Source organism: Pelomonas sp. BJYL3, from assembly GCF_027257975.1.
Lineage (GTDB): Bacteria > Pseudomonadota > Gammaproteobacteria > Burkholderiales > Burkholderiaceae_C > Roseateles_B > Roseateles_B flavus.
In genome coordinates this window covers 38,973-65,677 of record NZ_JANZKX010000002.1, presented here as the reverse complement: position 1 = coordinate 65,677, position 26,705 = coordinate 38,973, and the positions used below count along the sequence as shown (strand labels likewise).

At 70.8% G+C, this 26,705-nt stretch carries 21 protein-coding genes; 9 read left to right on the top strand and 12 right to left on the bottom strand.

Annotation, left to right across the window (positions count from 1 at the left end; genetic code table 11):
• Positions 1-43 precede the first annotated feature (43 nt).
• Entirely contained in the window at positions 44-1,591 is a 1,548-nt protein-coding gene (locus O9Y01_RS05925) for a methyl-accepting chemotaxis protein (protein WP_269630613.1), read from the bottom strand.
• 336 nt (positions 1,592-1,927) lie between these two features.
• On the opposite strand from O9Y01_RS05925, the gene O9Y01_RS05920 reads away from it, so the two are divergent.
• Together O9Y01_RS05920 and O9Y01_RS05915 are read left to right on the top strand one after the other, a co-directional pair.
• The gene (locus O9Y01_RS05920) at positions 1,928-4,354 is read left to right on the top strand and encodes an Ig-like domain-containing protein (protein ID WP_269630612.1); all 2,427 of its coding nucleotides are present in this window, start codon (positions 1,928-1,930) and stop codon (positions 4,352-4,354) included.
• Between the two features lie 155 nt (positions 4,355-4,509).
• On the top strand, positions 4,510-6,318 hold the full coding sequence (locus O9Y01_RS05915; protein WP_269630611.1) for an OPT/YSL family transporter: 1,809 nt from the start codon (positions 4,510-4,512) through the stop codon (positions 6,316-6,318).
• 66 nt (positions 6,319-6,384) lie between these two features.
• Here the strand turns inward: O9Y01_RS05915 and O9Y01_RS05910 are convergent, their stop codons facing one another.
• The 4 genes from O9Y01_RS05910 to O9Y01_RS05895 form a co-directional block, all read right to left on the bottom strand.
• The gene (locus O9Y01_RS05910; RefSeq protein WP_269630610.1) at positions 6,385-6,894 is read right to left on the bottom strand and encodes a Dps family protein; all 510 of its coding nucleotides are present in this window, start codon (positions 6,892-6,894) and stop codon (positions 6,385-6,387) included.
• Positions 6,895-7,076: 182 nt separating this feature from the next.
• Positions 7,077-9,704, bottom strand: a complete 2,628-nt coding sequence (locus O9Y01_RS05905; protein WP_269630609.1) for a 2-oxoglutarate dehydrogenase E1 component — start codon at positions 9,702-9,704, stop codon at positions 7,077-7,079.
• Positions 9,705-9,731: 27 nt separating this feature from the next.
• On the bottom strand, positions 9,732-11,276 hold the full coding sequence (locus O9Y01_RS05900; RefSeq protein ID WP_269630608.1) for a methyl-accepting chemotaxis protein: 1,545 nt from the start codon (positions 11,274-11,276) through the stop codon (positions 9,732-9,734).
• Positions 11,277-11,425: 149 nt separating this feature from the next.
• Positions 11,426-12,415, bottom strand: coding sequence for a helix-turn-helix transcriptional regulator (locus tag O9Y01_RS05895; protein WP_269630607.1), 990 nt, complete (start codon positions 12,413-12,415; stop codon positions 11,426-11,428).
• A 100-nt stretch (positions 12,416-12,515) separates the two neighbouring features.
• Here O9Y01_RS05895 and O9Y01_RS05890 point away from each other — a divergent pair, with 100 nt between their 5' ends.
• Positions 12,516-13,184 (top strand): LysE family translocator, encoded by a 669-nt coding sequence (locus O9Y01_RS05890; RefSeq protein ID WP_269630606.1) that lies wholly within the window; start codon positions 12,516-12,518, stop codon positions 13,182-13,184.
• Between the two features lie 7 nt (positions 13,185-13,191).
• Here the strand turns inward: O9Y01_RS05890 and O9Y01_RS05885 are convergent, their stop codons facing one another.
• On the bottom strand, positions 13,192-14,079 hold the full coding sequence (locus O9Y01_RS05885) for a DMT family transporter (protein ID WP_269630605.1): 888 nt from the start codon (positions 14,077-14,079) through the stop codon (positions 13,192-13,194).
• A gap of 116 nt (positions 14,080-14,195) precedes the next feature.
• Between O9Y01_RS05885 and O9Y01_RS05880 the strand changes: the two genes are divergently transcribed.
• The gene (locus O9Y01_RS05880) at positions 14,196-15,530 is read left to right on the top strand and encodes an aminotransferase-like domain-containing protein (RefSeq protein ID WP_269630604.1); all 1,335 of its coding nucleotides are present in this window, start codon (positions 14,196-14,198) and stop codon (positions 15,528-15,530) included.
• 167 nt (positions 15,531-15,697) lie between these two features.
• Complete coding sequence (katG, locus tag O9Y01_RS05875; RefSeq protein WP_269630603.1) at positions 15,698-17,902, top strand: catalase/peroxidase HPI; 2,205 nt, start codon at positions 15,698-15,700, stop codon at positions 17,900-17,902.
• A gap of 63 nt (positions 17,903-17,965) precedes the next feature.
• Here katG and O9Y01_RS05870 read toward each other — a convergent pair whose 3' ends face one another.
• Positions 17,966-18,292, bottom strand: coding sequence for a hypothetical protein (locus O9Y01_RS05870; protein WP_269630602.1), 327 nt, complete (start codon positions 18,290-18,292; stop codon positions 17,966-17,968).
• Positions 18,293-18,530: 238 nt separating this feature from the next.
• Between O9Y01_RS05870 and O9Y01_RS05865 the strand changes: the two genes are divergently transcribed.
• Positions 18,531-18,782, top strand: coding sequence for a hypothetical protein (locus O9Y01_RS05865; protein ID WP_269630601.1), 252 nt, complete (start codon positions 18,531-18,533; stop codon positions 18,780-18,782).
• A gap of 69 nt (positions 18,783-18,851) precedes the next feature.
• On the opposite strand, the gene O9Y01_RS05860 is transcribed toward O9Y01_RS05865, so the two are convergent.
• The 3 genes from O9Y01_RS05860 to O9Y01_RS05850 all read right to left on the bottom strand — a co-directional run bounded on the left by O9Y01_RS05860 (position 18,852) and on the right by O9Y01_RS05850 (position 21,650).
• Positions 18,852-19,679 (bottom strand): substrate-binding periplasmic protein, encoded by an 828-nt coding sequence (locus O9Y01_RS05860; protein WP_269630600.1) that lies wholly within the window; start codon positions 19,677-19,679, stop codon positions 18,852-18,854.
• A gap of 65 nt (positions 19,680-19,744) precedes the next feature.
• Positions 19,745-20,593, bottom strand: a complete 849-nt coding sequence (locus O9Y01_RS05855) for a methylated-DNA--[protein]-cysteine S-methyltransferase (RefSeq protein ID WP_269630599.1) — start codon at positions 20,591-20,593, stop codon at positions 19,745-19,747.
• A 136-nt stretch (positions 20,594-20,729) separates the two neighbouring features.
• Positions 20,730-21,650, bottom strand: coding sequence for a LysR substrate-binding domain-containing protein (locus O9Y01_RS05850; RefSeq protein ID WP_269630598.1), 921 nt, complete (start codon positions 21,648-21,650; stop codon positions 20,730-20,732).
• Between the two features lie 126 nt (positions 21,651-21,776).
• Between O9Y01_RS05850 and panB the strand changes: the two genes are divergently transcribed.
• Complete coding sequence (panB, locus tag O9Y01_RS05845) at positions 21,777-22,586, top strand: 3-methyl-2-oxobutanoate hydroxymethyltransferase (RefSeq protein ID WP_269630597.1); 810 nt, start codon at positions 21,777-21,779, stop codon at positions 22,584-22,586.
• A 31-nt stretch (positions 22,587-22,617) separates the two neighbouring features.
• Positions 22,618-23,451 (top strand): pantoate--beta-alanine ligase, encoded by an 834-nt coding sequence (panC, locus tag O9Y01_RS05840; protein WP_269630596.1) that lies wholly within the window; start codon positions 22,618-22,620, stop codon positions 23,449-23,451.
• Positions 23,452-23,473: 22 nt separating this feature from the next.
• On the opposite strand, the gene O9Y01_RS05835 is transcribed toward panC, so the two are convergent.
• A complete protein-coding gene (locus O9Y01_RS05835; protein WP_269631373.1) occupies positions 23,474-23,824 on the bottom strand; it encodes an FKBP-type peptidyl-prolyl cis-trans isomerase in 351 nt (116 codons plus the stop codon).
• Between the two features lie 492 nt (positions 23,825-24,316).
• On the opposite strand from O9Y01_RS05835, the gene O9Y01_RS05830 reads away from it, so the two are divergent.
• On the top strand, positions 24,317-24,862 hold the full coding sequence (locus O9Y01_RS05830) for a peptidylprolyl isomerase (protein ID WP_430765612.1): 546 nt from the start codon (positions 24,317-24,319) through the stop codon (positions 24,860-24,862).
• A gap of 28 nt (positions 24,863-24,890) precedes the next feature.
• Here O9Y01_RS05830 and O9Y01_RS05825 read toward each other — a convergent pair whose 3' ends face one another.
• Positions 24,891-26,546: a hypothetical protein gene (locus tag O9Y01_RS05825; protein ID WP_269630594.1), complete on the bottom strand. Its 1,656-nt coding sequence runs from the start codon at positions 26,544-26,546 to the stop codon at positions 24,891-24,893.
• Positions 26,547-26,705: the final 159 nt, after the last annotated feature.

Sequence of the window (26,705 nt, the reverse complement as noted above, 5' to 3'; positions counted from 1 at the left end):
TGCGTGCGGTCAGAAAGCGCCGGGACGCGCCGGCTGCCTACGCTCAGGCCCTGAACACCTCCAGCGAACGCTTGAGCGTGTCCGAGCGCTGCAGCAGGGCCTCCACCGCCGCCGTGGTCTGCTCGACCATGGCGGAGTTCTCCTGGGTCATGCGGTCCAGCGTGGTGACCGCGGTGTTGACCTCGGCAATGCCGCTGGACTGCTCGGTGGTGGCGCGCCGGATCTCGGCCATCATGGTGCCGACGCGGTTCACTTCGCCGACGGTGCGACGGATGGTCTCGTTGGCCTCGTCCATCTCGCGGGCACTCTGCGCGACCTGCTCGACCGAGGCCTGGATCACCTGGCGCACCTCCTTGGCCGCGGTGGCGCTGCGCTGGGCCAGGGCACGCACCTCGCTGGCGACCACCGCGAAGCCGCGGCCCGATTCGCCCGCGCGGGCGGCCTCCACGGCGGCGTTGAGCGCCAGGATGTTGGTCTGGAAGGCGATGCCCTCGATGACCTGCACGATGTCCCCGATGCGCCGGGACGAGGCCTCGATGGCCGTGAACGCGCTGTTGACGCGCCCCACGGCATCCCCGCTGCGCTGGGCCGCGCCGGCGGCCGAGGTCGATTGCGCCGCCACCTGGCTGGCGGTGTCCGCCGTCTGGCGCACCGTGGTGGCGATCTGCTCCATGCTGGCCGCCGAGCGCTGCACGGCGCTGGCCTGGTGCTCGGTGCGGTCCGACAGGTCCTGCCCCGCCCGCGCCAGCTCGGCCGTGGTCTGCACGGTGCCCCGCACCTCTTCGCGGGCGTCGCCGATCACGGCGCGCAGATTGATCTGGATCTGGCTCAGTGCCCGCGTGATGGCGCTCACCGGATGCGGGTGCACGTTCTCCACCCCGTCGACCAGGTTGCAGCTGGCGATGCGGTTGGCGGCTTCCTCGGCATCGTCCAGGCGCTGCTGGATGTCGATCTGGAACCAGATCACCAGCCAAACGCTGCCAAGCAGGGCCGCGCTCACAGGCGCCCAGGCCCCCCAGCCGGGCAGCAGCCAGCTCGCGGCCGCAGCGCCCAGACCGATGCCGCTCAGCCCCGCGATCAGCCGCTGGGTGATGTTGAGCCGGTGCCAGCGGGCGGGGAGGTCACGCAGCCCGGTGCGCCGCACCCGGCCGGCATGCAGGCGGATGCGCTGGATGCCACTGCGCTGCTGCTCGCGCAGGCGGGCATAGAGCTGCTCGGCGTCCTGGATCTCCTGGCGCGTCGGCGCCTCGCGCACCGACATATAGCCCACCGGCTTGCCGCGCTCCAGGATGGGCGTCACATTGGCGCGCACCCAGTAGTGGTCACCATTCTTGCGCCGGTTCTTGACGATGCCGGTCCAGGGGCGGCCGCGGCCGATGGTGGACCACATGTCCTTGAAGGCCTCCTCCGGCATGTCGGGATGGCGCACGAGGTTGTGCGGCTGGCCCATCAACTCCTGGTAGCTGTAGCCGCTGACGCTGCAGAAGGCGGCGTTGCAGTGGGTGATGCGGCCCTGGGCATCGGTGGTGGAGACGAGCAGCTCGTCCTGGAACAGGTGCTCTCGCTGGGTCACGGGTTCATTCAATCGCATCGGGGACCTCCATCGGCGCGAGGCCGTCCTGCTGCCGGGCCCACGACCCCGACCAAGCGACAGCCTAGGGGGAACCCGGGGGTCGGCACTTGAGCTTGATCAAGTGCGGGCGGCGCGTGAAGGGCGGGGCCAGCACGCAGTCCACTTCTTGACGAATTGGTGAATGCACCGGCTCTGCAAACCCTCATTGATCCCGGCGCGCGCTCCCCGCACAGTCCGGCCCGCCGGCGCCGAGGACGCCTGCACCCATCCACGACAACAACGGAAGGCCTGGTCCCCATGAAATCCGTCTCTGCGACTGCGGTCGCCTGCGTGCGCAAACGTATGCGCAAACCTTTGCTCTCTCAAATCCGGGGCTCCGCCCTGTGGCCGGTGGCCCTCGCGGCCGCCCTGCTGAGTGCCTGCTCGGGTGAATCCCCGGGCGGCAGCACGCCGCTTCCGGCGAAGCAGGAGGAGGTTCAGGGCCTGGTCAATCCGGCCGCCAAGTTTCCGGATCACCACGAATTCGATGCCAGCCTCTACCTGCCGTACCGCACGGCCAACGGCCAGGCGGCACGCGAGCTGGCGGTGAACCTCAGCTACCCGGGCATGGCGCCCGGGCAGGTGTTTGCCTGGCAGATCGCCCTGGTGGACGAGCGCCAGCAGCAGCGCCGCGTGCTGGTCGGCGAGGCGGTCTGGGGCGGTCGGCCCCTGACGCTGATGCAGGCCTGGGATGGGCTGGATGCCCAGGGTCAGGTCTTGCCCGAAGGCCGCTACGAGGCGCGGCTGACGGCCGTCGCGGTGCCCGGCGAGGTGGCGCAGGCTGCGCCGTCAAGCGGCGAGGCCCGCCGCACTGCGCTCTGGGCCCGGGCCCAGGGGCATGAGGTGCAGCAGCGCTGGGGCTTCCAGGTCGGGCGTCCGGCCGGCCCGCAGATGCCGGCCTTCGCGCCGCTGCGTACCGCACCGGAGGCGGGAGAGTCGCCGCGGGCACGCATCCAGTCGGTCGCGGCGACCGGCGCCTTGCCCTTCACCGTCTACTACGCCAACCTGCACAGCCAGACCAATGACTCCGACGGCGGCGGCGCGGTGGGCAGCTGCACCTCGTCCCAGCCTGCACAGACCGGTGCCTACGGCCCGACCGATGCCTTTGTCTATGGCCGCAATGCGGGCCTGGACGTGCTGATGACCTCGGAGCACAACCACTACTTCGACGGCTCCTCCGGGACCAATACCTCCGCCAGCCCCGCCACCGCGCGCAGCCGCTACCAGGCCGGCCTCTCGGCAGCCAGCAGCTTCAACGCGGCCAATCCGGGCTTCCTGGCGCTGTACGGCTTGGAGTGGGGCGTGATCAACAATGGCGGCCACCTCAACATCTTCAACAGCAACGAGCTCCTTGCCTGGGAATACAGCAGCGGCAACGAGCTCTTCGGCGACCGCTACGTGGCCAAGAGCGACTACGCCGCGCTGTACGGGGTGATGCGCAGCCAGGGCCTGATCGGCCAGTTCAACCACCCCGAGACCTCCGGCCAGTTCGCCATCAACGGCACGGCCCTGGCCTACAGCGCCGACGGGGACGAGGTCATGGTGCTGGCCGAGATCCTCAACACCTCGGCCTTTTCCAGCAACACCAGCGAGACCGAAACCGGCCGCAGCAGCTACGAGGATGCCTTCAACCTGCTGCTGGAGCGGGGCTTCCATGTCGCGCCGGCGAGCAACCAGGACAACCACTGCGCGAACTGGGGCAAGTCCTACACCAACCGCACCGGTGTGCTGATTCCCAACGGCACGACCCTGGGCCGCACGGCCTTCCTGGATGCGCTCAAGGCCCGCCGCGTGTTCGCCACCATGGACAAGAACTCGCAGCTGGTGCTGCAGGCCAACGGCCATCTGATGGGCGAGCGCTTCAGCAACAGCGGACCGCTGCAGCTGAGCGTGGGCTTTGCCAACAGCGCGGGCCGCAGCGTGGCCAGCGTCCAGATCATCGAGGGCGTGCCCAGGCGCAACGGCACGGTCAGCACGCTGGCCAGCACCGCCACGGCCACCGTCACGCCAGCCGTGGGCGAGCACTTCTACTACGCCAAGGTCACGCAGGACGACGGCAAGATCCTGTGGTCCGCGCCCATCTGGGTCACCCAGACCTCCGGCGGTGGCAGCGCGGACACCACGCCCCCGACGGCCAGCGCAGCGGTCAGCGGCACGGCGGGCACGCTCACGCTGTCTGCCACCGCGAGCGACAACGTGGGCGTGAGCCGGGTGGACTTCGTGGTGGACGGCAACGTCAAGGGCAGCGACACGAGCGCTCCCTACAGCCTGGCGCTGGACTCCACGACGCTCGTCAACGGCAGCCACACCCTGGTGGCGCGCGCCTATGACGCTGCCGGCAACGTCGGGGCTTCCTCCAGCGTGAGTTTCAGCGTCAGCAATGCCGGCGCCACGCTCAACGAGACCGAGTCCAACGGCACCATCGCCAGCGCCAACGTGGTGAACGGCCAGACGACCCTCAGCGGCACCATGGGCAGCAGCAGCGACAAGGACTTCTTCAAGCTGAGCCTGGCCGCAGGCAAGAAGCTGCGCGTGGACATGGTCGGCCCCTCCACGACCGACTACGACCTCTACCTCGTCAACGGCAGCGGCACGACGCTGGTCGCCTCCGAGGGCAGCAGCAGCAGCGAGAGCGTGAGCTACACGAACGGCAGCAGCGCGCAGACGGTCTACATCAAGGTGGTCTCCTACTCGGGCAGCAGTACCACCCAGCGCTACACGCTGACCTTGAGCTACCCCTGATCCGAGCGGCCGCCAAGCCCGCCTGCCGCCCTGGCAGGCGGCTTCTTGCGGCAGATCAGGGCGGCGGTCCGGACCGGGGCAGGGGGGGGGAAGACCCGTGGTGACGGGCTTACACGGCGATTACAGTCGCGGCCATTCCCCAATCCGGAAGCACCATGTCCCAATCCTCTCTCATCCAGCCCGACACCCGGCGCTGGGCCTGGCTGCCGCCCGTCGGCAGCTGGGGCTACTACACCCTGCTGGCCGCGGTCGGCATGTTCATCCTCGGACCCCTGGGTGGCGTCACGGCCGCCTTCATGAACTTCTCCATCGGCTTCTTCGTCGGCGGCCAGGTGCTGGCCGGCATCCTGGGCTCGGTGATCACCTACGGCTACGGGCCCGAGGGCCGCCATGGCGCCAACTACATCCAGACCACGGCCGCCTCCGTGGCCGGCATGATGGCCATGAGCACCCTGATCCAGGCCATGACCTGGATGGGCATGCCCCAGGTGCCCGACTGGCAGCTGGTGCTGTACATGCTGTGCATCAGCATGATGGCCGCCGGCATCGGCATGCTGTACACGCCCATCCTGGTCGAGCGCATGCAGCTGACCTTCCCCTCGGGTCTGGCGGTGGCCAACATCCTGCGTGCGCTGACGGACCCGGTGCTGCTGCGCCAGTCGGTGTCCCGCCTGTTCGGCGGACTGGGCGCGGGCCTGGTGGGCGGCATCGCGGCGGCCAAGGTGGCCTGGATGGGCACGATCGAGCTGTCCACCTCCACCTTCGGCGCCGGCCTGATCGTCGGCGCCCGCGTGGGCATCCCGGCCATCGTGGCCGGCCTGGTCTTCGAAGGCCTGTCTCCCTACTTCATCAGCATCGGCTGGCTGCACGAGGGCGAGCCCTTCCGCAAGATCGCCTTCCTGATTGCGCTGGGCATGATCCTGGGCGCGGCCGTCATCGACCTCTCGCTGATCTTCTACCGCGTCGTGCGCCGCCTGGCCCAGCCGGGCGAACGCGTGGTGGTGCCGGACGAGCAGCGCACCGGCCCCCGCGCCAGCATGCCCCGCCTGCTCGCCTGGGTGGGCGTGTGGACCGTGGCCACGGTGGTCTGCGGCGTGCAGTTCTTCCATGAGCCCCTGGGCTTCATGCTGCTGGCCGTGGCCCTGTGCTACCTCTTCGTCATCGTCTGCGGCATCTCCCTGGGGCTGACGGACTCCAACCCCATCTCCTCCTCCTTCGTGGTGACCGTGCTGGTGCTGGCCAGCCTGGGCCTGAAGGACCCGATGCTGGCGCTGATGGCGGCCATGGTGGTCTTCGTCTCGGCCAGCGTGGCCGGCGACATGCAGCAAGACCGCTCCACCGGCTGGCGCCTGGGCTCCAACCGGACGCTGCAGTTCCGCTTCCAGGTCGTGGGCCTGCTGCTGGGCGCGGTGATGGCGGTGGCCATCGCCAAGCTCTTCATGACGGCCTACCCGGTGCTGAACCTGGACCAGACCGTGATGAGCAAGGACCAGGCCCCGGCTCAGTGGACCTCGGCCATGACCTACAAGTTCGTCGGCGCCCTGCGCAGCCTGACCGACCCCAAGCCCTACCAGACCGACGCCATCCTGATCGGCATCGCCATCGGCCTGGTGACGGAATTCCTGCGCAAGTGGATCAAGGCCAACGGCGCCTACCAGCGCTTCGCGGCCGGCTCGCGCCTGGGCTTCGGCACGGACTTCATGCTGGACGCGGTGGTCCTGCCCAGCCCCTATGCCTCGTCCTTCGGCGGCTTCGTGAACCTGGCCACCTCGGCCTGGTTCGCGGCGGGCGGCGTGGTGTCGAGTGCCATCAACACCTTCGCGCCCAAGCCGGTGCCGCAGCCGGGCGAGGAGGAGCTGCCGGCAGACATGAGCTCGACCTCGCTGGTCGGCGGCGGCCTGATCGCGGGCGATGCGCTCGCGGCCCTGGGCCTGGGCGTGGCGGGCCTGCTGGCCGTGCTCTGACGCAGCGTCCCCCGCACCATGAACAAGAGGCCCCGCGGGGCCTCTTGTCGTTTCAGAGGCAGGGGCTCAGTCCTGCAGCAGGCTGCGCAGCATCCATGCGGTCTGCTCGTGCACGGTGATGCGCTGGGTCAGCAGGTCGGCCGTGGGCTCGTCAGAGGCCTTCTCGACCGCCGGGAACAGGCTGCGCGCGGTGCGGGCCACGGCCTCGTGGCCTTCCTGCAGGATGCGCACCATCTCCAGGGCCTTGGGCGGCGTGGCGGGGGCATCCTTCAGGCTGCTGAGCTTGGCGAACTGGGCATAGCTGCCCGGCGCCACGTGGCCCAGGGAGCGGATGCGCTCGGCGATCGGGTCCACGGCGTTCCACAGCTCGGTGTACTGGCCCATGAACATCGCGTGCAGCGAATTGAACATGGGGCCGGTGACGTTCCAGTGGAAGTTGTGCGTGGTCAGGTAGAGGGTGTAGGTGTCGGCCAGCAGCTTGGACAGGCCGGCGGTGATGGCGGCGCGGTCCTTGTCGGAGATGCCGATGTTGAGGCTGGGTGCGGACTTCGGTGCGGTTGCGGGCTTCTTGGCCATGGATCCTCCTGGTGGGCGCCTGGGCGCGGTCGAGCGTCGGGCGGATGTCGCAATCTACCGCAGCGCAGGCCGGCGGGCCAGTTGGCCCGCTTGATGGCCGTCATAGGCAGATTCGATGCCCGGGGGTCAGGCCTTGCCGGGGCCGGGGTCAGGTCTTGCCTTTCCGTCCTCCGGAGACCTCCTCAGCGGACCAGGGCCTGCATCCACAGCTGCTGCTGTTCCGCCCGGTGCTGGCGCGGCGAGGCGCTGGGCCCCGCGGCGCGGTCCGGCCGGCTGATGCAGCGCAGCGCGACGCCCGGCGGGCATGCGCCCTCCAGCGCCTCGCGCAGCAGGGGCCAGGCGCCCTGGGCGCGCTGCTCCTCCTGGATCCACAGCAGCTCGCCCACGTGCGGCAGCTCGGCCAGGGCGTCGCGCAGGGCCTCGGCAGGCAGGGGATAGAGCTGTTCCAGGCTCCACAGGGCCGTGCAGGGATCCCCGGCGTCGCGCAGGGCGCGGGCCAGCTCGTGGCGCAGCTTGCCACTGCACAGCCAGACCCGCTCGCAGCCCTCGGCTGCCGCCAGCACGCGCAGCAGCGGCCGGAAGCCGCCCTCCATGAGGCGCTCCAGCGGCGCGTGGCTCAGCGGGTCCTGCAGCAACTGGCTCTTGGGCGTGAACACCACCAGCGGCCGGCGCGGCTGCGCCCGGGCCTGCTCGCGCAGGAGGTGGAAGTACTGCGCGCTGTCGGAGGGGCAGGCCACGCGCAGGTTCTGCTCGGCACACAGCTGCAGCAGGCGGCCCAGGTGCGCATTGGAGTGCTCGGGCCCGACGCCCTCATGCCCATGAGGAAGGAGCAGGGTGAGGCCCGAGGCCAGGCCCCACTTGGCCTCGCCGGACGCGATGTACTGGTCGAGGTAGATCTGCGCGCCGTTGACGAAGTCGCCGAACTGCGCCTCCCAGACCGTCAGCACTTCGGGGCGCTGCAGGCTGTAGCCGTATTCGAAGCCCAGCGCCGCGGCCTCGCTCAGCGGCGAATTGACGATCTCGAAGCGCGCGGCACCGCGGCTGGGCGACTGCAGGGGCACATGCCGGTCCATGCGCTCGCCCTGGGCATGCCACACGGCATGGCGGTGCATGAAGGTGCCGCGTTCGACGTCCATGCCGGCCAGGCGCACGGGCTGGCCGCTGGCCAGCACCGTGGCGTGTGCCAGGTTCTCGGCCAGGCACCAGTCCACCGCGCCCGCCTCCTGGCGCGCCAGGCGTTCCCAGCGCTGGTGCAGGCGGGCCAGGTGCGGGTGCAGGGCGAAGCCCTCGGGCACGGTACGCAGCCGGGTGAGGGCCACTTGCAGCTGGGTGGCGTCCAGGGCGGGCAGGGCGGGTCGCGCGTCGTACGACGGCCTGGGCTCGGCGACCGGCGAATGCGGGCGCACGGGCTCGCGGGCCAGACGCCCGAAGCGGGCCAGGGCGCGCAGCGGCGCCTGCGATCGCAGCGCCAGCCATTGCTGGGGCTCGCAGCGGCCGCGGGCGACCAGCTCGGCGCCGTACTGCTCGGCGGCGGTGGGATGGGCCTCGGCCAGGCGCTGCAGCTGCGGGCGTGTCAGCAGGGGCTGGTCGTGCTCCGAGTGGCCCATGCGGCGAAAGCCCATGACATCGATCACGATGTCGGCGCCAAAGGCCATGCGGTAGTCCAGGGCCAGCTCGGCGGCGCGGGCCAGCTGCTCGGGGGCGTCGGCGCGCACGCGCAGCACGGGGGCATCGATCACGCGGCTGGCGTCGCTGGCATAGCGCTGGTGCAGCGGGTCGGCGGCATGGGGGGTGGTGAAGCCGACCTGGTTGTTGATCAGCACATGGATGCAGCCTCCGACCTCGTAGGCCGGATGGCGGGACAGCAGCAGGCTCTCGCCCACGATGCCCTGGCCATCGAAGGCGGCGTCGCCATGCAGCAGCAGGGCCAGGGCGGCTTGCGCACGGGGCAGGCCCTGCGCGGCGTCCTGGCTGGCCCGCGTGCGGCCCAGCACCACGGGCTGGATGCTCTGCAGGTGCGAGGGATTGGGGGCCAGGCGCAGGGCCAGGGTGCCGCGGGCCGTGTCCAGGCGGGCCTGCGCGCCCTGGTGGTAGGCGAGGTCGGGCCGCGGGCGGCGGCTCTCGGGGTCCAGCGCCTCCAGGATGTCAGACACCGGCTGCTGCAGCAGCAGGGCCAGCACGGCCAGACGGCCGCGGTGCGGCATGCCCATCTCCACGGCCTGCACGCCCTGGGCCGCGGCCGACTCGCACAAGGCGTCCAGCAGCAGGACCAGGCCCTCGCAGCCGGCCAGCGAAAAGCGCTTTTCATCCGGCAGGCGCTGGGCCAGGAACTGGTCCCAGGCCTGGACCTCGATCAGACGCTCCAGCCATTGCCGGGCCTGGTGAGGCTCGGGCGCCGGGGCCGCGGCCTCGAAGCGGGACAGCAGCCAGCGGCGCCGGGTGTCGTCGCGCAGGGCGGAGCAGTCCAGGCTCAGCGCGCCGGTGTAGAGGGCCAGCAGGCGGCTTTGCAGGCCGGCGACCTGGGTGCAGCCCCACTGCGCGGCCATCGCGGGGGTCAGGTCTTGCGTGGCCTCCAGGCCGAAGGCGGCGGCCTGCAGGGTCTCGGCGGGCAGCGGCGGGCTGGCCTGCAGCGGGTCCAGCAGGGCGTGGCGGTGGCCCTCGCGGCGCACCTGCTCCACGTAGGCTTCCACCCGCAGCGGGTCCGCCGCCGGGCCGGCCGGCTGTGGCCGGGACTGCAGGGCTTCGCCCGCGAGATGGAATCGGCTGCGTTTGGCCCAGTCGGGATGCGGCAGCGGCAGGGGGGTGCTCATGGTGTTCTCTCCCTCGTTGGGCGGCCTTCAGAGGGCGAAGGTCCGCACCATGTCGTTCAGCTGGTGGGCCTGGTCCTGCAGCGAGCGGGCCGAGGCCGTGCTCTGCTCGACCATGGCCGCGTTCTTCTGCGTGTTGTCGTCCATCTGCACGATGGCCTCGTTGACCTGCTCGATGCCCAGGCTCTGCTCGCGGCTGCTGCGGCTGATGTCGGCGACGATGCGGCTGACCTGCTGGATGCTGTCCACCACCTGCTGCATGGTCTGGCCGGCCTGCTCGACCATGCGGCTGCCCTGGTCGACCTGCTGCACGGAGTTGTCGATCAGGCCCTTGATCTCGCGCGCGGCCACGGCGCTGCGCTGGGCCAGGTTGCGCACCTCGGTGGCGACCACCGCGAAGCCGCGGCCGTGCTCGCCCGCCCGTGCGGCCTCCACGGCGGCATTGAGCGCGAGGATGTTGGTCTGGAAGGCGATGCCGTCGATCACGCCGATGATCTCCACGATGCGCCGCGAGGCCCCGGCGATCTGGTTCATCGTGCTGATGACCTCGCCCACCACCTGCCCGCCCTGCACCGCGACCTCGGAGGCGCTGTGGGCCGAGCGGTCGGCCTGGCTGGCGGAGTCGGCGCTGAGCTTGACGGCCGAGGTCAGCTGCTCCATGGCCGAGGCGGTCTGCTCCAGTGCGCTGGCCTGCTGCTCGGTGCGGGCGGAGAGGTCCTGGTTGCCATCGGCCACCTGCAGGGCGGCACTGGCGATCGTGTCAGCACCCGAGCGCACCTCGGAGACGATGCGGTGCAGGCTGTCCACCATGCGCTGCAGGGCGGCGATCAATCGCCCGACCTCATCCTTGCGCTCCACGCGCAGGTGGTAGGTGAGATTGCCCGCTGCCACGGACTCGGCCAGCTCGATGGCATGGCGGATGGGGCGGGTGATGGAGCGGGTGATCATCACCGCCGTGGCGCCCGCGAAGAGCACGGCCAGCAGGGTGATGGCGGCCATCTCCAGGCGGGCGCGGGTGGCGTCATCCCGGGCCTCGTTGACGTCGGCCACCATGCTGCGGGCCTGGTACTCGACCATCTTGTCGATGAGGGCGTAGTAGCGCACCTGCAGGCCCACCAGATCGCCCTGGTAGAGGCTCAGCGCGGCCTCGCGCTGGCGCGCGGCCAGCAGCTCGAAGACCTTGCGCAGGGCCGCGCCGTAAGCCTGGCGGGCCTCGGTCTGCTCCTTGAAGATCGCCTTGCTGGTGTCGTTGTTGAGCAGGCCTTCGAGCTTCTTGAAGTTCTCGGTGTTGCGGCTGCGCAGGGCGGCGTACTCGCTCATGTACTGCTTCGTGCGCTCGGGCTCCTCGGTCAGCAGCAGGCGGCCGACGGTGATGATGCCCTTGTCGCCCACGTCCTTGATCTCGGTGCTCAGGGCGATCTGGGCGTAGCGGTCGTCGACCAGGCGCTCCATGGTCTGCCCCGAGCGGGACAGCACCTGGTAGGCCACGCCGAGGATCAGCAGCAGCAGCGAGATCACCAGGGCGAAGGCAATGCTCAGCCGGGTGCCGATCTGCAGGTGGGCGAGTTGGATCATGACGGACTCCCTTGGGCACGGCACGAAGCGGCCGTTGCGTGCCGAACAAGTTAGGTCCGGGCCCAGGGCAGCGTCAATCGCAGGGGCTGACAGGGCCAGTGTCGGATGTCACGAATGCGCGGCCGAAAAAGGGGGGCCGGCGAGGGGTGTCAGAGGCCCGGTTCGGTGCAATCGATCAGCAAGCGGCGGGCCTGCGCGGCGAGGCGCTCACGCAGCGCGCGCGGCGCCAGCACGCGCACCCGACAGGGCTGGCGGGCCAGCTCGCGGGCCATCCAGTCCAGGTCGTCGACCTGCGCGCGCAGGCGCCAGCCCTCGGCCTGCGACTCGGGTTCGCCCAGGCTGGCTTCGATGACGGGCGGCGGCTCGCCGGGGCCGCCGAGCAGCACGTCCACTGCATGGCGACGGGGCAGGCGGGCCAGCGTCTTGTCGAGATAGGCCAGCACGTCGAAGCCCTCGGGCCGTGCAAAGGTGGCGGGCAGGGCGCGCACCTGCTCGATGCGGTCCAGGCGGAAGCTGCGCAGGTCCTTGCGCAAGCGGCACCAGGCCACGAGGTACCAGGTGCCACTGCGCCAGGCGATGCCGTACGGGTGCAGCTCGCGCTCGCTGCCCCGGCCGTCACGGTCGCGGTAGTGCAGGGCCACGCGCTGGCCGGAGGCGGCGGCGGCGCTGAGGGTCAGCAGTTCGTGGCCCGCCGAGCCCTTGCTGCCGCCGCGGCCCAGGTCCAGGGCGACGCTGGTGTTGACGGCCTGGATGCGCTGGCGCTGGGCCTCGGGCATCACCCGGTCCAGCTTGGCCTGCGTGCTGGCGATGGCCGGCAGGGCGCCCTGCAGGCCCAGCTCACGGGCGGCGCGCAGACCGATGGCCAGGGCCAGGGCCTCATCGGCGCTGAAGGTCAGCGGTGGCAGCTTGTAGCCGGGCCGCAGGCCGTAGCCGCCGTCGCAGCCCCGCTGGCTGTGGATGGGGATGCCCAGGGCCTGCAGCTGGGCGATGTAGCGGCGCAGGGTGCGCGCGTCCACGCCCAGCAGGGCGGCCAGCTCGGGCCCGCTGCGCTGGCGCTGGGACTGCAGCAGCTCCAGCAGGCTCAGCAGGCGGCCGGCGGGATGGCCGTCAGGCGAGGGCGGGCTGGGGGCGCGGGCCATGTTCGGTGGGTGGTTTTGAATCAGGGCGGATTTTGTCCTGTATGGACTCTACAGTGGCTCCCATTCCCCGCACGGTCTCACCGTCTTTCCGGAGTTCCCCATGGACGCCTCGCACAGCCTCTGGCTCTTCTTCCTGCTCACCCTGGGCATCATCGTGCTGCCCGGCATGGACATGGCCTATATCGCCGGCCACGCCCTGCAGTCCGGCGCGCGGGCCGGGCTCCTCGCCCTGGGCGGCATCGTGGCGGGCGGCGTGGTGCATGTGCTGCTGAACCTCAGCGGCCTGTCCGCCCTGCTGATGCTGCTGCCGGGTGCCTTCGAGGTCCTGCTGTGGGCGGGGGCGCTCTACCTGGGCTGGATCGGCCTGCAGATGCTGCGCGGTGCCTGGCAGGGCTGGCGTGCGGTGCCCGCGCCCCTTGCCGCAGCCACGCCGGCGCCCGTGGCGACGCAGTCCCCGGGCCGCATCTTCCTCAGCGGCATGGCCAACTGCCTGCTCAACCCCAAGGCCTATGCCTTCATGCTGGCGGTCTTTCCGGGCTTCCTGCGCAGCAGCGAGCGCGGCCTGGCGGCGCAGGGCCTGCTGCTGGGCAGCATCATTGCCTGCAACCAGATCGCCGTGTATGGCACCGTGCTGCTGGCCTGTCTGGGCTCGCGGCGCTGGCAGCGCGAGGGCGGCCGCGGGGCGGTGCTGCTGTCGGGGGTGATGGGCCTGTGCCTGGTCGGGCTGGCGATGGGGACCCTGTACAGCGCCGTGACGCGCCCGGCCTGAGCGCCGCCTATGCCGCCAGGCGGCGCGCCACCGCCACGCACCCCAGCACGCCCACCGTCACGCCCACCATGCCCGCGCTGACGGCCTCGTGCAGCAGGCCCGCCGCCAGCGCCAGGCCGAACAGCGGTTGCAGCAGCTGTAGCTGGCCCACGGCCGCGATGCCGCCCAGGGCCAGGCCGCGGTACCAGAACACGAAGCCGATCAGCATGCTGAACAGGCTCACGTAGGCCAGGCCCAGCCAGGCGCTGTCGCTGACGCCGCTGAAGCTGGCGGGCAGCAGCAGCCAGGCGCCCAGCACGCTCAGCGGCAGGGCCAGCACCAGAGCCCAGCAGATCACCTGCCAGCCGCCCAGGCTGCGTGCCAGGCGCGCGCCCTCGGCATAGCCCAGGCCGCAGACCAGCACGGCCAGCAGCATCAGCCCGTCCGCCATCAGCGAGCCCTGCAGCGCCGGGCCACGGCTCAGGGCGTAGCCCACCACCAGGCTGCTGCCCAGCACGGCGCAGAGCCAGAAGGCCGGCCGGGGCCGCTCGCCGCCGCGCAGCACGGCAAAGCCCGCGGTCGAGAGCGGCAGCAGGCCCAGGAAGAGCAGGGCATGGGCGGAGCTGAGCTGCTGCAGGGCCAGCGCCGTCAGCAAGGGAAAGCCCAGCACCACGCCGCCGGAGACCACGCCCAGCGGCCGCCATTGCGGGCGCGCCGGCCAGGCCGATTTCGTCAGGACCAGCGCCAGCAGCGCCAGCACGCCGGCCAGGCTGGCGCGGGCCACGGTAAGGAAGACGGGGTCGAAGTCCGCCACGGCCACGCGCGTGGCGGGCATGGAGCCGCTGAAGATCAGCATGCCGATGAAGCCGTGGATCCAGCCGCTGCCCGGCCTGCCCTGTGTTCCCTGCGCCGCCATGAAGGCCTCCCTGCTGTCTGCCGTTCCGAAACCGCCGGACTGTCCGGCGAGGTATGCGGCGCATGCTAGGCAGGTCAATCAATACAATCAAAAAATTGTCATGGATACACCGCCCCATGCCCCGAGCCCGCTACAAGCAGCTGGTCGACCAGCTGGCCGCTGACATCCGCGAGGGCCGCCTGCTCCCCGGCAGCCGCCTGCCCACCCACCGCCAGCTGGCCGCCCGCGAAGGCCTGGCCCTGGTGACGGCCAGCCGTGTCTACGCGGAGCTGGAGGCCATGGGCCTGGTCAGCGGCGAGACGGGGCGCGGCACCTTCGTCAAGGAGACCGCCCTGCCACCGGGCCAGGGCGTGGACCTGCTGGCTTCGGCGGCCGATATGGTCGACCTCAGCTTCAACTACCCCTCGCTGCCGGGCCAGGCCGAGATGCTGCGCAGCGCCCTGCGCCAGCTGGCCCAGGGCGGGGACCTGGACGCCCTGCTGCGCTACCAGCCCCTGGGCGGGCGCCCGCATGAGCGCGAGATCGCCGCCCGGCACCTGGCGGACCGGGGGCTGGCGGTGGCGGGGGCCGAGGTGCTGTGGGTGGAAGGTGCCCAGCATGGGCTGATGCTCACGGCGCTGGCCCTGCTGCAGCCCGGCGAGGTGGTGGCGGTGGACAGCCTCAGCTACCCCGGCTTCAAGCTGATCGCCGAGGCCCTGCGCCTGGAGCTGCTGCCCATCCCCGCCGCCGGTCTGGGTCCGGACCTGGACGCCCTCGCCGAGGCCTGCCGCCGCCGCCGCGTGCGGGCCGTCTATGCCATGCCCACGATGCACAACCCGCTGGGCTGGGTGATGAGCCTCAGGAGGCGTCGCGAGCTGGTTGCCCTGGCCCGGCGCGAGGGTCTGCTGCTGATCGAGGACGGCGCCTACGCCTACCTGGCCGGCGAGGCGCCGCCGCCGCTGGCCGCCCTGGCGCCGGAGCTGACGGTCTATGTCACCGGCCTGTCCAAGAGCGTGGCCGCGGGGCTGCGGACCGGCTTCGTGGCCCTGCCCGCCGCCCTGGCGCCGCGTCTGGAGCGCGCCCTGCGGGCCAGCAGCTGGAGCACGCCGGGCCTCACCAGCGCCCTGGCCTGTGCCTGGCTGGAAGACGGCACCGTGGCTCGCCTGGAATCCCGCAAGCGCGAGGACGCCCGGGAGCGCCAGGCCCTGGCGGCGGAGCTGCTGGGGCCCCTGAAGCGCCGTGGGCATGCCAGCTCCTACTTCGTCTGGCTGCCCCTGGGCGAGGAAGTGCGGGCCGACCAGGTGGCCATGGACCTGCTGCGGCGGGGCGTCTCGGTGTCGACGGCCGAGCCCTACGCAACCGGCGCCGTCGTGCCCCATGCCATCCGCCTGGCCCTGGGGTCCGTGGCCCTGCCGCAGCTGCGTCGGGCCCTGGGCCTGGTGCGGGAGGTCATCGATGCCCGCAGCTATTGATGCCCCGGATTGCGAGTTCGCCTGAACGCAGCGGCCAACGCTGGCGCGGCGGTGCAGGGCAGGGCACGTTGAATCGTCGCTATCACTGCGATTGGCATCCTTGAATTGCCGCCGGCAATCGGCGTTCCTAGACTGCCTTTTCCGCATGAACGACCGAGGAGATGCGCATGTCGACCGAAATGAAGTGCCCCTTTGCCTCCGCAGCCCGTGCCGGGGCCGCGCAGTCCCTGGCCGGCGCCAAGGGCAACCGCGAATGGTGGCCGAATCAGCTGCAGCTGGGCATCCTGCACCAGCACTCGCCCAAGGCCAGTCCCATGGCGGAGGACTTCGACTACGCCGCCGAATTCAGGACCCTGGACCTGGACGCCGTGGTGGCAGACCTGAAGGCCCTGATGACCGACTCCCAGGACTGGTGGCCCGCGGACTGGGGCCATTACGGGCCGCTCTTCGTGCGCATGGCCTGGCATGCCGCCGGCACCTACCGCATTGCCGACGGCCGCGGTGGCGCGGGCACCGGCGCCCAGCGCTTCGCCCCCCTCAACAGCTGGCCTGACAACGGCAACCTGGACAAGGCCCGCCGCCTGCTGTGGCCCGTCAAGCAGAAGTACGGCCGCAAGCTGTCCTGGGCCGACCTGCTCGTGCTGACCGGCAATGTGGCGCTGGAGTCCATGGGCTTCAAGACCCTGGGCTTCGGCGGCGGCCGGGCCGACATCTGGGAGCCCGAGCAGGACATCGACTGGGGCCCCGAGACCACCTGGCTGGGCGACCAGCGCTACAGCGGCGAGCGCGAGCTGGCCAGTCCCCTGGCCGCCGTCCAGATGGGCCTGATCTACGTGAACCCGGAAGGCCCGAATGGCAACCCCGACCCCGTGGCCTCGGGCCGCGACGTGCGCGAGACTTTCGCCCGCATGGCCATGGACGACGAGGAGACCGTGGCCCTGATCGCCGGTGGCCACACCTTCGGCAAGGCCCACGGCGCGGGCGATCCGGCCCTGGTCGGCCAGGAGCCCGAAGGCGCCGCCTTGGAGGAGATGGGCCTGGGCTGGAAGAACGCCTTCGGCTCCGGCAAGGGCGTGCACACCACCACCAGCGGCATCGAGGGCGCCTGGAAACCCAACCCGACCACCTGGGACATGGGCTACTTCGACATGCTCTTCGGCTACGAATGGGCCCTCACCAAGAGCCCGGCCGGCGCCCATCAATGGGTGGCCAAGGACGTGAAGCCCGAGCACCTGATCCCCGACGCCCACGACCCCAGCCGCAAGCACCCGCCCATGATGACCACGGCGGACCTGTCCCTGCGCTTCGACCCGGCCTACGAGAAGATCGCCCGCCGCTTCCACCAGGACCCGCAGGCCTTTGCCGACGCCTTCGCCCGCGCCTGGTTCAAGCTGACCCACCGCGACATGGGCCCGCGCGCCCGCTACCTGGGCAAGCTGGTGCCACAGGAGACGCTGATCTGGCAGGACCCGGTGCCGGCGGTGGACCATGCCCTGATCGACGACCAGGACGTGGCCGCGCTCAAGGCCCAGGTGCTGGCTTCGGGGCTGACGACGGCGGAGCTGGTCGGCACGGCCTGGGCCTCGGCCGCCACCTTCCGCGGCAGCGACAAGCGTGGCGGGGCCAACGGCGCCCGCATCCGCCTGGCGCCGCAGAAGGACTGGGCCGTCAACCAGCCTGAGCAACTGGGAAGGGTGCTGTCCACCCTGGGCGCCGTCCAGGAAAGCTTCAACGCCCGGCAGACCGGCGGCAAGCGGGTGTCACTGGCGGACCTGATCGTGCTGGCGGGCGATGCCGCCGTGGAGCGGGCCGCCGCCCACGCCGGCCAGCCCCTGAGCCTGCCCTTCCGGCCCGGCCGCACCGACGCCAGTGCCGCGCAGACTGACGCGGCGTCCTTCGCCGTGCTGGAGCCGCGCGCCGACGGCTTCCGCAACTACGTCAAGCCGGGCCTGGAGGAGGCGGCAGCGGCCTTGCTGGTCGACAAGGCCCAGCTGCTGACGCTCAGCGCGCCGGAGATGACCGTGCTCCTGGGCGGCCTGCGGGTGCTGGGCGCCAACCACGGCCAGAGCCCGCACGGCGTGCTGACCGGCCGGCCGGGCGTGCTCAGCAACGATTTCTTCTTCAATCTGCTGGACATGCGCACGCAATGGGCCCGTTCCGCGGCGGATCCTCATGTGCTGGAAGGGCGCGACCGCCGCAGCGGCGAGCTCCGCTGGACCGCCACGGCCGTGGACCTGGTCCTCGGCTCCAATGCCCAGCTGCGTGCTGTGGCCGAGGTCTATGCCAGCCACGACGCGCAGGCGACCTTTGTGCGGGACTTCGGGGCGGCCTGGTCCAAGGTGATGCACCTGGACCGCTTTGAACTGGCCTGAACTGGCCTGACTGAGCTGGCCTGAGCCCGCAGGAGCGCTCGGCGCCCCGGGGCCCGGCCGCGCTCAGTGCCAGGCGCTGGCGGCAGCCGGCTCCTCCGGCTCGGGCGGGGCGGCGGAGGTGTCTTCGTCCGCCGCCTGCTCGGCCAGCTGGTCCAGCTCGCGGTCTTCCGCGCTGGGCACCCAGCCCCGCACCAGGGCCTGGCGGCGCTGCGCGGCGGCATGGCGCTCGGCGAGCAGGGGGTCGTCGTCGATCAGGCGGCGGGCCTCCCGGATGCTGGCGGCAAACTGCGGCTGCAGCCGGGCCAGTGCGCTCAGCTGCGGGCCGTGACGTTCCGGGTAGACCTGCCACCAGCTGACGATGCTGCGAGGATTGTTGAGATCCAGATGCATGGCGCGGCTCCTTGATTAGACGTTTTGAGTACTGTATGAATGTACAGTAATTTGTTGCCCGCGCAAGCACCGGCAAACAACGGTCCGCGGCGGTCACCGCGCCCTTTCGGCGTTCAGCACTCGAATGCGGAGCTGCGCGTCTCCCTCTAATGGGGGAGGCGTGGGGGCCACTTCAGTGGGATGGGGGATGCCGGCGCTCGAGCCCGACACTTCGTGCACTGCAACACGAGAGGTCGCCATGTTCCACGCCACTGCTACCCGCTTCGCTGCCGCCTCGAAGGAGGCCCCCGCTGCCAAGGGCGCCTTCGGCGAGGCCTGGCGCTGGACCCGGGTGGGGCGTGAGGCCCTGGGCCTGCTGGCGCGCCCCCTGCTGCGTCCCGGCCAGGGCATCGACGGCCTGGAGGTCTCGGACTCCACCTACGAGGAATGGGAGGCCGTGCAGGTCCAGTTCGAGGCTCGCGTGCGCGCCGGCTCGGTGCAGGTGCTCTGAGCGCCGGGGCCTCGGGCGCCAGTCCAGGCCTTTATTTGCGTGAATGTGAGCGCCGGCTTACCAGGCTGATCACTCCGCCAGGTAATGCTCGTAGATGGCTTTGTAGCGCCCCGTGCTGCGCAGCCAGCGCAGGCCTTCGTTGAAGTCGTCGCGCACGCGGGCGTCGCGAAAGACCGGGCGGTAGTCATGTGGATTGGCCACGGTGAAGACATGCTCGGTCACCGGCTGCAGGGCCTCCCCTTCGCGCCGCAGCTGCAGGCTGAAGTAGCGGAAGATGCTGCGGTCGGACAGCACCAGGTCATAGCGGCCCCGCATGAGGGTGCGCACCTGCAGCGCCTGGTCATTGATCTCCACCAGCCGGCCGGCCTGGTGCACGGGCTCCAGCCATTCCGGGAAGCGGCGCAGGGCCCCCTGGAAGGAAATGACGCTCAGGCCGGCCAGATCCTCGGGCTTTTGGATGCGCAGCCGGCGTGACTGCAGGCTGATCAGCACGTTGTCATAGAGCACGGCGCTGTCACCGTAGTGGCCGCCTTGCCGGCCCAGGTCCTCGCCCAGGTCGGTCATGGTGGCGTCGACCTCGCCGGTCTTGAAGGCCCTCGGCACCCGGGCGAAGGGGTAGAACAGGGGCTTCAGGCGGTAGCCCTTGTAGGCCAGGGCCTCGCGGAAGACATCCACCTCGATGCCCGATTCCGTCTGCGGCAGGCAGAAAGGCGGGATGCGCTCGCCGAAGGCCATGCGCAGCTCCCGGCCCGGGGGCTGGGCGGCGCGGCCCGGGCCGCCCATCAGCAGACCCAGCGGCGCCAGCAGGCACAGGCGGCGCAGCGCGGTCTGTTCGTGCGACGGCGGCAGGGACTGCGCGCGCAGTGTCGCTTTGCATCCCCCTGGCTGGCTTTTCATGGCGCCAAGCTTAGCCCAGCCCAGGGGCCGCCAGGTGTCAAATTGCCCGCCCCTTGCGGGGGAACTCAGCCGCTGTGGCGCGCCAGCTCCAGGCCCAGCAGCGCCCGTTTGGTCAGGGGCCCCCAGCGGTACTCGCCGAACTGGGCATTGGCCCGAATCACCCGGTGGCAGGGGATCAGGTAGGCGATGGCATTGGCCGCCACACAGCTTGCGACCGCGCGCACCGCCTGCGGGGCGCCGGCGGCCTGCGCCAGCTGGGTGTAGGAGCGGACCTGGCCCTCCGGCACCTGCAGCAGCGCCCGCCAGACCTGCAGGCGCAGCGGGCTGCCGCTCATCAGCAGGCCGATGGTCTGCTGCGGGGCGGCGCCGGACAGCCGCCGCTGCACCTCCGCCGAAAGCCCGGCCAGGCCGGTGTCGTCAGGCACCCAGCGGGCCGCCGGCAGCTCGGCCTGGGCGGCGGCGAGGGCCTGCTCCGGCGCCTGGTCCTGCACAAAGGCCATGCGCAGCACGCCGCGCGGGGTGGCGGCCAGGAAGACCGGGCCCAGGAGGCTGTCGAAGCAGGTCCAGTGCACCTGCAGCCCGGCGCCCGCCGCCTTGAACTCCCCGGGCGTCAGGCCCTCAAGGCTCAGGAAGAGGTCGTGCAGGCGCGAGGGGCCGGAGAGCCCCGCGTCCAGCGCCGCCGTCAGCACCGGCGCGGCCTGCTGCAGGGCGCTCTTGGCGCGCTCCAGGCTCAGGGCCTGGGCCAGCTCCTTGGGGCTGATGCCGGCCAGCTGCACGAAGCTGCGCTGGAAATGGAAGGGGCTCTGGCCCGCCGCCCGGGCCAGGGCTTCCAGGCTGGGTGCCTGAGGCTCACGGACGATGGTCTCGATGGCCTGGCGGGCGCGGGCGTAACGCTGGGGGTCGGTATCCGTCACGGCGGGCTCGGGTGGGGCAGTCGGCAGGGGCGTGTCCATGGCATTGGGGGGCTAGCAGGCGATGGGCCCATTCTGGCCAGCGGCCCGGCCGACGGCGACCCGCTTCTTGCGCCGGCCGCCCTGTTCAGGGCCAGGCTCAGGACAGCCGCGCCACGCCCTCCAGCGGGCAGGCGTAGACCGCGTTGCGCAGCGCGGCGATGGCCTCGTAGCGGGTGAAGGTGCGGCGCCAGGCCAGCACCACGCGCCGGCTGGGCACCGGGGCACTGAAGGGGACGTAGCGCAGGTGCGGGCTGGGCTCCTTGGGCACGCTCAGCAGGGGTACGACGGTGATGCCCATGCCTGAGGCCACCATGTGCTTGATGGTCTCCAAGGAGCTGCCCTCGAAGCTCTTGCGGATGCCCTCGGCGTCACTGGAGAAGCGGGCGAACTCGGGGCAGACCTCCAGCACGTGGTCGCGGAAGCAGTGGCCGGTGCCCAGCAGCAGCATGGTCTCGGCCTTGAGCTCCTCGGCGCTGATGGACTCGCGCTGCGCCAGCGGGTGGCTGGCGGGCATGGCGATGACGAAGGGCTCGTCATAGAGCGGGGCCAGGGCCAGGCCGGTGTCGGGGAAGGGCTCGGCCATGATGGCGCAGTCCAGCTCGCCGGTGCGCAGCATCTCCAGCAGCTTCACCGTGAAGTTCTCCTGCAGCATCAGGGGCATCTGCGGGTAGTGCTCGATGGTGTGGCGCACCAGCTCGGGCAGCAGGTAGGGGCCGATGGTGTAGATCAGGCCCAGGCGCAGCGCGCCGGCCAGCGGGTCCTTGCCGCGCTTGGCGATCTCCTTGATGGCGCTGGCCTGCTCGATCACCGACTGCGCCTGCCGGACGATGTCCTCGCCCAGCGGCGTGACCGTCACCTCGCTGGCGCCGCGCTCGAAGATCTTGACGTCCAGTTCCTCCTCGAGCTTCTTGATCGCCACCGAGAGCGTGGGCTGGGACACGAAGCAGGCTTCGGCCGCGCGGCCGAAATGGCGTTCCCGGGCCACGGCGACGATGTAGCGGAGCTCGGTGAGGGTCATGCTATCGATCTCCTGAAGGCCTTAGGGTATGAGCCCTACATTCTGCCGGGCTCGGTGCAAACCCGCAGCGCCCCGCTACACTGCCGCAGCTTTTTCAACCGTGATCAACCGTGAGGGCTTCACGCCATGACGACCGAGCGCAAACCCGTCAGTCTGCAGCGCCTGCTGGACATGCACGCCAGCGGCGAGAAGATCGCCATGCTGACCTGCTATGACGCCGCTTTCGCCCATCTGCAGGATGAGGCCGGCGTGGACGTGGTGCTGGTGGGGGACTCCCTGGGCAATGTGCTGCAGGGCCAGCCCACCACCGCCCCGGTCGAGCTGGAGGAGATGGTCTATCACACGCGCTGCGTCGCCCGCGGCCGCCGCACGGCCTTCATCGTCGGTGACCTGCCCTTCGGCAGCTACCAGGGCACCCTGGCCGAGACCTGGCACAGCGCCGCGGCGCTCGTGAAGGCGGGCGCCCACATGGTGAAGCTGGAAGGCGGCGGCTGGACGGCCCCGGCGGTGCGCTACCTGGTCGAGCGCGGCATTCCCGTCTGCGCCCATCTGGGCTTCACCCCGCAGACCGTCACCGCCCTGGGCGGCTTCAAGGTGCAGGGCCGGGACGAGGCCTCGGCCGCCCGCCTGCGCGCGCATGCGCAGGAGCTGGTCGAGGCCGGCGCGCAGATGCTGGTGCTGGAGATGGTGCCCGCGGCCCTGGCCGCCGAGCTCACCCAGAGCCTGCCCATCCCCGTGATCGGCATCGGTGCCGGCGTGGGCTGCTCGGGCCAGGTGCTGGTGCTGCACGACATGCTCAACATCACGCCGGGTCGCAAGCCCCGCTTCGTCAAGAACTTCATGCAGGGCGCCGCCTCGGTGCAGGAGGCCGTGCAGCGCTACGTCGCCGAAGTGAAGGCCCGGACCTTCCCGGAAGACGCCGTGCACGGTTTCTGAACCGGTGCCTGACCCGAGTACGCTTCCCATCATGCAGATCCACCACGACATCGCCGGCCTGCGGGCCGCCCTGCAGGGCCGCGGCCCCGTCGCCTTCGTGCCCACCATGGGCAATCTGCACGAGGGGCATCTGTCCCTGGTGCGCCAGGCCCGCGAGGCCGTGGGGCCGCAGGGCGTGGTGGTGGCCAGCATCTTCGTGAACCGGCTGCAGTTCGCACCGCACGAGGATTTCGACCAGTACCCCCGCACCCTGGAGCGCGACTGCGAACTCCTGGCCGGCGTGGGCTGCGACCTCGTCTTCGCGCCCTCCGAGAAGGAGCTCTATCCCGAGCCCCAGGGCTACAAGGTCCAGCCGCCCACCGAGCTGGCGGACATCCTCGAGGGCCATTTCCGGCCCGGCTTCTTCACCGGCGTGAGCACGGTGGTGGCCAAGCTCTTCAACATCGTGCAGCCGCAGGTGGCCGTCTTCGGCAAGAAGGACTACCAGCAGCTGATGGTGATCCGCCGCATGGTGCAGCAGATGGCCCTGCCCATCCGCATCCTGGGTGGCGAGACCTGCCGCAACGAGGCCGGCCTGGCCCTGTCCTCGCGCAACGGCTACCTCAGCGAGGCACAGAAGGCCGACGCCCTGCTGCTGTCCCGCACCCTGAAGGCCCTGATCGCCCGCTGGCAGGCCGGCGAGCGGGACCTCCCGGCCATGGAGGCCGAGGCGCTGCAGACCCTGCGCGAGGCGGGCTGGCAGCCAGACTACGTGGTGCTGCGCCGCCAGCACGACCTGGGCACGCCCGAGGACGGCCAGCCCCTGGTGGCCCTGGCCGCCGCCCGGCTGGGCAGCACCCGGCTGATCGACAACATCGAGGCCTGAGCCAGGCCTCGAGCGCCGGGCGTCACTGGACGCCCAGCATCTCCACCTCGAACACCAGCGCCGCATTCGGCGGGACCACGCCGTTGCGGCTGCCCGCGCTGCCGTAGGCCAGGCTGGCGGGGATGACCAGGGTGCGCTTGCCACCCATCTTCATGCCCGGCACGCCCTGGTCCCAGCCGGCGATGACCTCGCCCGCGCCCAGCGGGAAGGTGAAGGGCTGGCCACGGTCCAGGGAGCTGTCGATCTTGCTGCCCTTGGTGCCGGCCGCCTTGACGTCGTAGAGCCAGCCCGTGTAGTGCACGGTCACCTTCTTGCCGGTGGTGGCGACGAGCCCGGTGCCCACCACGGTGTCGGTGCTTTGCAGGGTGGTGATGGCGGAGGAGCCGGAGGTGTCGTTGAAGACACTGTTACCGCCGCCGCCGCCGCCGCAGGCGGCAAGGCCGGCCGTGATCACCACGGAGCCGATCAGCAGGGAGCGGCGAAGAAACGTCTTGTTCATGGGGCGAAAAAGGGTAGGGGCGACCGCCGCAGAGGGTCGGCCGCTGGATGCCAGGTGTGGCTGCAAAGTGCGCCGCCGGCAGAGCCGGCGCGCGGCGCAGTGTAGCGAGGGCCTGTCAAGAAGCCTTGCTGGCAGAGCTGACAGGTGTGCGAGCAGCGGCGGACGGCGGTCATCGGGCGCGCGCCCTGCCGCGTTGAGCCTTCCAACCAGGAGGACAAACCGATGAGCACCCTGATCCTGCGCACCGCCGTGGCGGCCGCTGCCCTGATCCTGAGCGCCTGCGGCGGCGGCGCGGAGTACCACAGCGGTGGCGGCAATGGCGGCGGCCCCTATCCGCGGCCCAATCCCCAGCCCTATCCGCCCACCATGAGCTGCAGCAGCACCGGCCTGGCCGCGGCGGCGGCGAGCAGCTATCCCACCGTCTGCATGCTCACCAGCAGCGGCGAGATGGTGATCGAGCTCTACCCGGGCTACGCACCGGTCACGGTCAACAACTTCCTGCGCTACGTCTCGGACGGCTTCTACAGCAACACCCTGTTCCACCATGTGGACCGCGACTTCGTCGTCCAGGGCGGCGGCTACACGAGCGGCATGCGGGTGAAGTCCCCGACCTACTCGCCCATCGTGTCCGAGTCCAACAACGGCCTGAGCAATCTGGTGGGCACGGTGGCCATGGCGCGCCGCAGCGATCCCAACAGTGCGACCTCGCAGTTCTTCATCAACGTGGTCGACAACAGCCGGACCCTGGACTATGAAAGCGCCAGCAAGCCCGGCTACACCGTCTTCGGGCGGGTGATCTCTGGCATGAGCACGGTCTACGCCATCAACGGCCAGCCGACCTACTACTACAGCGCCTCTGACATCGAGCCGCAGCAGGAGGTGCTGGTCTACTGGGTGCAGCGCGTGCGCTGAGGCCGGCGGGCGGTCCCGCCCCGCTCCATCAGCGACCGATGGCGTGCAGCTGCGCGTTGTTGATGGAGTACACCCGCCCGTCCGGCCCCACGAGGGTGGGCGTGTAGGCCTGGCCCACGCCGGCGTTCATCCGCACCGACTCGCTGAAGGTGTTGCTGCGGAAGTCCCAGCGGTAGAGGAAGCCGTCCTCGCAGTTGACGAGCGCGGCGTGGCCGGCCACATCCACCGCCGCGGAGTTCACGCACCATTCGCGCACGCCCCCGGGCGTCTCGGGGTCTGCGGTGGGCCCCACGATTGTCATCACCTCCTGAAGCACGTTCACCGCGGGTGAGACTGGATCGGGCTGCGTGGTCAGCGGGTCCAGCAGCGCCATGCAGTTCTGGCCGTCACCGCTGCCGATGCCGTAGTAGTTGTTGTACTTCACGAGCAGCAGATAGGACGAGGCGCCCGCATAGCCCGGCACCGCCGTGGCTGGCACGATGGACGGGGTGTCGTCCCAGCCGAAGGAGCCGGGTGTCTTGCGCTGCGTGAGCGTGGCGTCGAAATGCAGCAGCCACCCGCGGCCGTTGTGGTCCTGGCGGGCGGTCTCCAGCACGCCGTAGAAGACATCGCCATCGGGGCCGATGGTGGGCGAGGCGGTGCTGCTGTCACTCACGCGCGCCGGCTGACCGTTGGCCGGATTGAGCAGGGCCTGGCGAGCCTTCAGAGCCAGCGTGGCGGCGTCCAGTGCGAGCAGCCAGCCCGTCTGGCTGCCCAGGGCAGGATCGGTGTTGGCCGCCACATAGAGCGTCCGGCCGTCGGCTGACAGCGCGGGCGCCGCGTTCATCGCGGGCTGCACGACCAGGGGATCGCCCGACAGCTCAGCCACGGACTTCCAGCTTCCCGAGCCATCGGCCGCGATGCGTGCAATGCCGCCGCGCAGGCCCAGCGGGGCCCCGGCGCGCGCGATGAAGCCGAAGTAGACGGCCCCATCCGGCCCCACGGTCAGCGGCGTGTTGATCAGCACGGTGTTGTCGAAGCTGGCCGGGGCGCCGTCATAGTTGGCGCTGCCGTAGAAGACCAGCGTCCGCACGGTGCCGCTGGCCTGGTCCACCTGGTCCCGCTGCAGCAGCCGCCCGCCCTTGGCCGGGACGTACAGCCGGCCCTGTCGGTCCAGGGCGATGTTGAAGGCCGGTGTCCAGCTGCTGGCCGGCAGGAGGTAGTCGGTGCTCAGCGTCCAAAGCGGGCTGCCATCGCTGCCCTTGCGCGCATCGACGATGAAGTCGCCGGCGGTGCTGGTCTTGACAGGAACCATCACGGTGTTGGCGGCGCTGATCACCGGCGTGCCGTAGTGGATCAGCAGGAAGCCCCCGGCGCGGTAGGGCGGCTGGCGGTCCACGGGCAGGGTCCAGAGCACGCGCTGCAGCGCCTGCGTGGCGACGCGCGCCTGAGCCGTGTGCTGGGCATTGCCGCCGTAGAAGGCCCAGGCGGGATCGCTGGTGGGCGTCGGCGTTGGTGTCGGTGTCGGCGTGGGCGTTGGAGTCGGCGTTGGAGTCGGCGTGGGCGTGGGCGTGGGCGTGGGCGTGGGCGTGGGCGTTGGGGCCGGCGAGGGGCTGGGCGATCCGCCCCCGCCACCGCAGGCTTGCAGCAGGCCGGCCATGCCGGCGCCCAGGAGCAGGCGGCGGCGCTGTTCTTGTCGTGCCATGGGATCCTCTCGCTCAGTCGTGCGGGTTCGGTCCTGCGAATCCGGTCGTATGTTCGGCCACGCCGGCGCGTGCAGACCATGTTTCGCGCATTGGACGCGGCCCGGTGCAACGGGACGCTGAGTAATTTCCCTAGGACTCCGCCATCGGACGCCTGCACG

Bases quoted from the DNA above. Each gene is read 5' to 3' on its own strand.
- O9Y01_RS05925 (WP_269630613.1), bottom strand. From the start codon at position 1,591: ATGCGATTGAATGAACCCGTGACCCAGCGAGAGCACCTGTTCCAGGAC.
- O9Y01_RS05915 (WP_269630611.1), top strand. From the start codon at position 4,510: ATGTCCCAATCCTCTCTCATCCAGCCCGACACCCGGCGCTGGGCCTGG.
- O9Y01_RS05910 (WP_269630610.1), bottom strand. From the start codon at position 6,894: ATGGCCAAGAAGCCCGCAACCGCACCGAAGTCCGCACCCAGCCTCAAC.
- O9Y01_RS05905 (WP_269630609.1), bottom strand. From the start codon at position 9,704: ATGAGCACCCCCCTGCCGCTGCCGCATCCCGACTGGGCCAAACGCAGC.
- O9Y01_RS05900 (WP_269630608.1), bottom strand. From the start codon at position 11,276: ATGATCCAACTCGCCCACCTGCAGATCGGCACCCGGCTGAGCATTGCC.
- O9Y01_RS05895 (WP_269630607.1), bottom strand. From the start codon at position 12,415: ATGGCCCGCGCCCCCAGCCCGCCCTCGCCTGACGGCCATCCCGCCGGC.
- O9Y01_RS05890 (WP_269630606.1), top strand. From the start codon at position 12,516: ATGGACGCCTCGCACAGCCTCTGGCTCTTCTTCCTGCTCACCCTGGGC.
- O9Y01_RS05885 (WP_269630605.1), bottom strand. From the start codon at position 14,079: ATGGCGGCGCAGGGAACACAGGGCAGGCCGGGCAGCGGCTGGATCCAC.
- O9Y01_RS05880 (WP_269630604.1), top strand. From the start codon at position 14,196: ATGCCCCGAGCCCGCTACAAGCAGCTGGTCGACCAGCTGGCCGCTGAC.
- katG (WP_269630603.1), top strand. From the start codon at position 15,698: ATGTCGACCGAAATGAAGTGCCCCTTTGCCTCCGCAGCCCGTGCCGGG.
- O9Y01_RS05870 (WP_269630602.1), bottom strand. From the start codon at position 18,292: ATGCATCTGGATCTCAACAATCCTCGCAGCATCGTCAGCTGGTGGCAG.
- O9Y01_RS05865 (WP_269630601.1), top strand. From the start codon at position 18,531: ATGTTCCACGCCACTGCTACCCGCTTCGCTGCCGCCTCGAAGGAGGCC.
- O9Y01_RS05860 (WP_269630600.1), bottom strand. From the start codon at position 19,679: ATGAAAAGCCAGCCAGGGGGATGCAAAGCGACACTGCGCGCGCAGTCC.
- O9Y01_RS05850 (WP_269630598.1), bottom strand. From the start codon at position 21,650: ATGACCCTCACCGAGCTCCGCTACATCGTCGCCGTGGCCCGGGAACGC.
- panB (WP_269630597.1), top strand. From the start codon at position 21,777: ATGACGACCGAGCGCAAACCCGTCAGTCTGCAGCGCCTGCTGGACATG.
- panC (WP_269630596.1), top strand. From the start codon at position 22,618: ATGCAGATCCACCACGACATCGCCGGCCTGCGGGCCGCCCTGCAGGGC.
- O9Y01_RS05830 (WP_430765612.1), top strand. From the start codon at position 24,317: ATGAGCTGCAGCAGCACCGGCCTGGCCGCGGCGGCGGCGAGCAGCTAT.
- O9Y01_RS05825 (WP_269630594.1), bottom strand. From the start codon at position 26,546: ATGGCACGACAAGAACAGCGCCGCCGCCTGCTCCTGGGCGCCGGCATG.